A 6,250-nucleotide genomic window follows, 5' to 3' on the forward strand; every position below is an offset into this window, starting at 1 on the left:
CAGGCCCAGCAGCAGGTTGAGCTTGTGCTGGCCGGCGAACTGCACCGGCGCGCCCTGGAACAGGCGGAACTTGTACTTGCCCGAGAGCTTGCCGAAGGCGATCACCGAGCCGCTGAAGGTGACCGCGCCGATGAAGGCACCCAGCGCGAGTTCGATGCGGTTGCCGCCCGGGATGGCCTCGCCCTTGGCGACGATGCCGAAGGCCCAGGGTTCGGCCACCACGGCCACGGCGATGCAGACCGCGGCCAGGCCGATCATGCTGTGCATGAAAGCGACCAGCTCGGGCATCTTGGTCATCTCGACCCGGTTGGCCATGATGGCACCGACGGTGCCGCCCACCAGCAGCCCGCCCAGCACCCAGACCATGCCTTCGGCCTTGCCGCCGGCGAGTTCCACGATGAGCGCGGCCGTGGTGAGGATGGCGATGGCCATGCCGGTCATGCCGAAGATGTTGCCGCGGATGGAAGTGGTGGGGTGGCTCAGGCCCTTCAAGGCCTGAATGAAGAAGACGCTGGCGATCAGGTACAGCAGCGTGACGAGGTTCATGCTCATTTGGCGGCCCCTTCAGCGGCGGCGGCCGGCGCCTTGCGTTCTTTCTTCTTGAACATCTCCAGCATGCGCCGCGTGACGAGGAATCCACCAAACACATTGACCGCGGCCAGCGCCACGGCCAGCACGCCCATGGTCTTGCCCAGGTTGGTCTCGGTGAGCGCCGCAGCCAGCATGGCGCCCACGATCACGATGGCGGAGATCGCGTTGGTCACGGCCATCAGCGGCGTGTGCAGTGCGGGCGTGACGTTCCACACCACGTGGTAGCCCACGTAGATGGCCAGCACGAAGATGATGAGGTTGAGAACGGTGGGGGATACGGCTTCCATGGTCTTTTGTCCTTGGTGTCTCTTCGCTGGGTTCAGCTTTTGCGTTTCACTTCACCGCCCTGCGCCATCAGGCAGGCCGCGACGATGTCGTCTTCCATGTCCACGTGCAGCGCGCCGTCCTTGGTGACGATGAGCTTGAGGAAATCGAGCACGTTGCGCGCGTACAGCGCCGAGGCATCGGCGCCGACCATGGCGGCCAGGTTGGTCTCCCCGACGATGGTCACGCCGTGCTTGACCACCGTGCGGTCGGTCTCGGTGATCGGGCAGTTGCCACCGACGCCGTTGGCGCCCTTGCCGGCGGCGATGTCCACGATCACGCTGCCAGGCTTCATCGACCGGACCATGTCTTCGGTGATGAGCACCGGCGCAGCACGCCCGGGAATCAGTGCGGTGGAGATGACCACATCGGCCAGCGCCACGCGCTTGGCGACTTCGATCTTCTGACGCTCCAGCCAGCTCGGCGGCATCGGCCGGGCATAACCGCCCACGCCTTCGGCCGCCTCCTTCTCTTCGGCGGTCTCATACGGCACGTCAATGAACTTGCCGCCCAACGACTCGACCTGTTCCTTCACGCTCGGGCGCACGTCGGACGCTTCGATCACCGCGCCCAGGCGCTTGGCCGTGGCAATGGCCTGCAGACCCGCCACGCCCACGCCCAGAATCACGACGCGCGCCGCCTTGACCGTGCCCGCCGCCGTCATGAGCATGGGGAAGAAGCGCTGGTAGTGGTGGACCGCCAGCATCACAGCCTTGTAGCCGGCGATGTTGGCCTGCGAGGACAGCACGTCCATGCTTTGCGCACGGGTGGTGCGGGGCGCCGCTTCCAGTGCAAAGGCGGTGAGGCCGGCCGAGGCCATGCGCTGCAGGCCGTCGGCATCGAAGGGGTTGAGCATGCCGACCACGGTGGCGCCGGGCTTCATCAGGGTCAACTCGTTGTCGAAGGGGGTGCGCACCTTGAGCACCAGATCGCACCCCAGCGCGCCCGCGGCATCGGTGATCTCGGCGCCCACCGCGGTGTACGCCGCGTCGGTCACGCTGGCGGCCACGCCGGCCCCGGATTGAACGCGAACCGTGTGGCCCTGCGCCACGTATTTCTTCGCCGTCTCGGGTGTGACGGCTACGCGGGTCTCGCCCACTGTCGTTTCAGCGGGTACGCCTATCAGCATGAAGGTCTCCTCAGTATCTGGGCAGTTGCCCCGCGGCACGCGGGTTCCGGGCTGGGACGCATTCTAGTCTCGCACCCACATCAGGCTGGCGTGATGCCGAATCGCTCGCCCGTCAAGCCATCCATGTCGATGGCGGGCGATCGACCCGCCATGAGGTCCGCCACGATGCGGCTGGTGCCACAGGCCTGCGTCCAGCCATTGGACCCATGCCCGCTGTTCAGGAACAGATTGGGCCAGTGGGTGCGGCCCAGCACGGGTGGGCCATCGGGCGTCATGGGCCGCAGTCCTGCCCAGGATTCCACACGATCGAAGTCCAGGCCGGTCGGGAAGAATTCGCGCACCACGTTCACCAGCATGTCGCGCTGCTGGGGGTCGGTGCTCAGGTCGTAGCCGCCGAGTTCACCCATGCCCGCGGCGCGCACGCGACCACCCAGGCGCGAAATCATGACCTTGTTGTGCTCGTCCATCAGCGCGGTCTGGAAGTCGGGGCCGTCGTCCTGCACGGGCACCGTGATCGAGTACCCCTTGAGCGGGTACACCGGCAGCTGGATGCCCAGCGGCCGCAGCAGCCGGGGCGCAAAGCTGCCCAGTGCCACCACGTAGGCGTCGGCCACCAGGCGTTGCGAGCCAGCCTGAACCCCGGTGACGGAATCGGCCTCGTGCGCGATCGCCGTCACGGTGGTATCAAACAGGAACCGCACACCGCGCGCCGCCAGATGCTGGTGCAGCGCTTTCGAAAACTTGTGGCTGTCCCCGGACGCGTCGGCCGGCAGGTGCAGGGCGCCCGCGATGGGGGCGCTGCGTTGCGCCAGCGCCGGCTCCAGCGCGTCCACCTCGCCCGCGCTGAGCAGGCGCCACGCGATGCCCAGCTCCTCCAGCGCCCGGGCCGACAGGCGACCAAGCTCCAGCTCTTCCGGGGTGCGGAACACCTGCAGCACGCCATCGCTGTGGAAATCGAAGCCGTCCAGGCCGGCCTCGTCGACCAGCGTGCGCAGGCAGGCCAGGCTGTAGTGCGCCACGCGCTGCATGCGCAGCTTGTTGCGGCGAAAGCTCTCCACATTGCAGTTGGCCATCCAGCGCACCAGCCACGTCCACTGATGGAGATCGGCCTGCGGCCGGAAGCGGATCGGCGAGCGCGGCGTCAGCGACAGCCTGAGCGCCTTGGTCACCATGCCGGGCGCGGCCCACGGGCCCGCGAAGCTGGGGCACAGCCCGCCGGCATTGCCGTAGCTGGCCTCCAGCCCGGGGCCAGCCTGGCGGTCCACCACCGTCACCTCGTGCCCGTCGCGCCACAGGTAGTAGGCCGTCGCCATGCCGACGACGCCGGCCCCGAGCACCAGGACTTGCATGGGTGCTTATTCGATCTTGATGTTGGCCTTTTCGATGATGGCCTGGTACTTGGTCATCTCGCTGGCAATGAACTTGTCGAAATCCGCGGCGTTGCGGTAGGCCACGTCGAAGCCCAGGCCGTTGAGCTTGCTCTTGAGCGCCGGATCCTGAGCCGCCTTGGCCGTCGCGGCCTCCAGGGTCTGGAGAATCGGCGCGGGCAACCTGGCCGGTGCCCACAGGCCGTACCACGAATAGAACTCGAAGTCCTTCAGGCCGGCTTCGCGCATGGTGGGCACATCGGGCAGCAAGGGGCTGCGCTCGGCACCGGTCACCGCCAGCGCACGCAGCTTGCCCGCCTTCACATGGGGCAAGGACGACAGGAACGGGTCCATCATGGCGTGCACCTGGCCCCCGATCAGGTCTTGCATCGCCGGCGCCGTGCCCTTGTACAGAACGATGGGAATGCCCCCCTTGGACAGGCCCGTCTCGTACAGGAACTGGGCCACGCCCAGGTGACCCGCCGAGCCGTAGCCGCTGGTCACGAAGCTGAACTTGTCCGGCGCCGCCTTCACCACGCTCACCAGTTCCTGAACCGTCCTGGCAGGCACCTGGGGGTTGACGCTGAAGATCAGCGCCCCCTGGGCCACCATGCCGATGGCGGTGAAGTCCTTCACCGCGTCGTACTTGATGGTGCTCTTGTAGAGCAGCGGATTGATCGAATGGATGGAGGCGTTGAAGTAGAGCGTGTAGCCGTCCGGATCGGCACGCGCCACCGAGGCGGCGCCAATCATGCCGGAGGCACCCGCCCGGTTCTCCACGATCACGCTTTGCCCGAGTTCCGAGGCCAGGCGCTCGGCCAGGGTGCGGGCCACGCCGTCCACCGCACCACCGGGTGCATGGGGCACCACGATGGTGATGGGGCGGGCCTTGGGGTAGGGGGTCTGTGCGGCGGCCTGCGGGGCGTGCAGCAAGGCGACGGCAGCCAGGGCGGCGCCGTGTTGGACAAAAAGGCGGCGAGTGGAACGTTTCATGATGACCCTTGAAGATGGAATGGAAAAGGATGCAGTCAATTTGTCCCCCTGGCTGCCGGTCTGCGCCGGCTCGGGCTTTCAGAAAGTGCCTGGGTACGAACCCCCGTCGATCAGGATGTTCTGTCCGGTGATGTAGCCCGCCTGCGCCGAGCAGATGAAGCCGCACAGCGCGCCGAGTTCGGCGGCTTCGCCGTAGCGCCCGGCCGGGTTGTTGGTGCCACGCTCGTGCCACAGCTGTTCGAAGGTCTTGCCCGTGCTCTCCAGCATGCCGAGGATGTGGTGGCGCTGGGCGTCGGTGGCGAACACGCCGGGCAGCAGGTTGTTGATGGTGACGTTGTGCCGCACGGTCTGCCGCGCCAGCCCGGCCACGAAACCGACGAGGCCGGAGCGCGCGCCGTTGGACAGGCCCAGCTCGAGCTGCGGCGTCTTGACGCTGCGCGAGACGATGTTCACGATGCGCCCGAAGCGGCGTTCCATCATGCCGTCCACCGTGCGCCGCATCATCTCGATCGGCCCGAGCATCATCGAGTCGATCGCCGCGTGCCAGTCGGCCACGGTCCAGGTGCGGAAATCGCCGGGCGACATGCCGTCGGCGTTGTTGATCAGGATGTCGGGCGCCGGGCAGGCCGCCAGCGCGGCGTCGCGCCCGGCATCGGTCGTGATGTCGGCCGACACCCAGCGCACCGGCTGGCCGGTCTGCGCCGAAATTTCGGCCGCGGCCTGCTCCATGGTGGCCGCGGTGCGGGCGGCGATCACCACCTGCACGCCCTCGGACGAGAGCTGCGCCGCGCACGCGCGCCCCATGCCCTTGCTGCCGCCGAACACCAGCGCCGTCTTGCCTGCGATTCCCAGATCCATGGTGGTGGCCTTCGCGTCAGACCGACTTGAGCACTGGCGAGCTCCAGCCGTATTTCTTGTCGAGCTCCAGTTCCTTGACGATGCGCAGGCCCTTGAGCAAGGGTTCGCCTTCCAGTCCCTTGAGCGGCTTGCGCAGTTCGCCAGCCGGCATGCCCAGTGCGCGCATCAGCGACTTGATGGCCACCGGGTTGATGGCCGAGTACGCGTAGTGCAGCATGGGCAGCAGGCCCAGGTAGGCATCGCGGAAGCTCACCGACACCTCGGGCGTGGCCCAGGGGCGGGAGATGGTGGCGATCTCCGCCGGGGCGATGTTGCCGGTCATGTTGGCGGTGCCATGGCCGCCCAGGCTCATGGTGGGCACCACCAGGCCGAGGTTGGGCGAATCGCAGCACATCACCGCCACATCGGGCCGCGCGCGCAGCACCTGCGCCACCTGGCCGACCCGCGTGGTCGACTCCTTGTGGACCACGTAGTTCGGGTGCTTGAAGATGCGCAGCAGGTTGTCCCAGTGCAGGTCGGTCTTCACGCGCGGCGGGTTGTTGTACAGGCCCAGCGGCAGGTCGGTCGCGTCCGCCACCTCCAGGAAGTAGTCCTCCAGGTCGGCTTCGGGGCCGCAGATATAGGCCGGTGCCGCGAGGATCGCACCGTCCGCCCCGTTGGCGTTGGCGAACTTCAGGTAGTCGATGGTGGTCTGCGTGTTGTTGCCGGTGCAGCCGTAGAAGAACTTCATCTTGCCGGTCTTCATCCTGGCCGTCTCGGCAATGATGGTCTCGCGCTCCTTCTGCGACAGCATGGACACCTCACCGGTGGAACCCATGATCAGCACCGCGCTGGTGCCATGGTCTTCCTGGAACTTCAGCAGGCTGCGAAAGGCACCGAAGTCGGGGCTCCCGTCCTGGTTGAACGGGGTGATCAGCGCGACGAAGGAGCCTTCAATTTTCATCTTGGCCATGGTCATTCATTCCTTATCAGTTGAGACAGTGATCAG

At 66.8% G+C, this 6,250-nt stretch carries 7 protein-coding genes; all 7 read right to left on the reverse strand.

Going from position 1 to position 6,250, the window contains the following annotated elements:
- Nucleotides 1-552: NAD(P)(+) transhydrogenase (Re/Si-specific) subunit beta (locus V6M63_RS18090; protein WP_332744077.1), on the reverse strand; the 552-nt coding region annotated here is incomplete at its 3' end.
- Nucleotides 549-878, reverse strand: a complete 330-nt coding sequence (locus V6M63_RS18095; protein WP_332744079.1) for an NAD(P) transhydrogenase subunit alpha — start codon at nucleotides 876-878, stop codon at nucleotides 549-551. The genes V6M63_RS18095 and V6M63_RS18090, both read right to left, overlap by 4 nt.
- 32 nt (nucleotides 879-910) lie before the next feature.
- The gene (locus V6M63_RS18100; protein WP_332744081.1) at nucleotides 911-2,044 is read right to left on the reverse strand and encodes a Re/Si-specific NAD(P)(+) transhydrogenase subunit alpha; all 1,134 of its coding nucleotides are present in this window, start codon (nucleotides 2,042-2,044) and stop codon (nucleotides 911-913) included.
- 80 nt (nucleotides 2,045-2,124) lie between these two features.
- Nucleotides 2,125-3,393 carry a D-amino acid dehydrogenase gene (locus V6M63_RS18105; RefSeq protein ID WP_332744083.1) on the reverse strand — a complete coding sequence of 423 codons (1,269 nt, stop codon included), beginning with the start codon at nucleotides 3,391-3,393 and terminating at the stop codon, nucleotides 2,125-2,127.
- 6 nt (nucleotides 3,394-3,399) lie between these two features.
- Complete coding sequence (locus V6M63_RS18110; RefSeq protein WP_332744085.1) at nucleotides 3,400-4,404, reverse strand: Bug family tripartite tricarboxylate transporter substrate binding protein; 1,005 nt, start codon at nucleotides 4,402-4,404, stop codon at nucleotides 3,400-3,402.
- A gap of 78 nt (nucleotides 4,405-4,482) precedes the next feature.
- Nucleotides 4,483-5,262 carry an SDR family NAD(P)-dependent oxidoreductase gene (locus tag V6M63_RS18115; RefSeq protein ID WP_332744087.1) on the reverse strand — a complete coding sequence of 260 codons (780 nt, stop codon included), beginning with the start codon at nucleotides 5,260-5,262 and terminating at the stop codon, nucleotides 4,483-4,485.
- Nucleotides 5,263-5,278: 16 nt separating this feature from the next.
- The gene (locus V6M63_RS18120) at nucleotides 5,279-6,214 is read right to left on the reverse strand and encodes a 4-hydroxy-tetrahydrodipicolinate synthase family protein (protein ID WP_332744088.1); all 936 of its coding nucleotides are present in this window, start codon (nucleotides 6,212-6,214) and stop codon (nucleotides 5,279-5,281) included.
- Nucleotides 6,215-6,250: the final 36 nt, after the last annotated feature.

It is taken from the genome of Hydrogenophaga sp. (genome assembly GCF_036675665.1).
Classification (GTDB): Bacteria; Pseudomonadota; Gammaproteobacteria; order Burkholderiales; family Burkholderiaceae_C; genus Hydrogenophaga.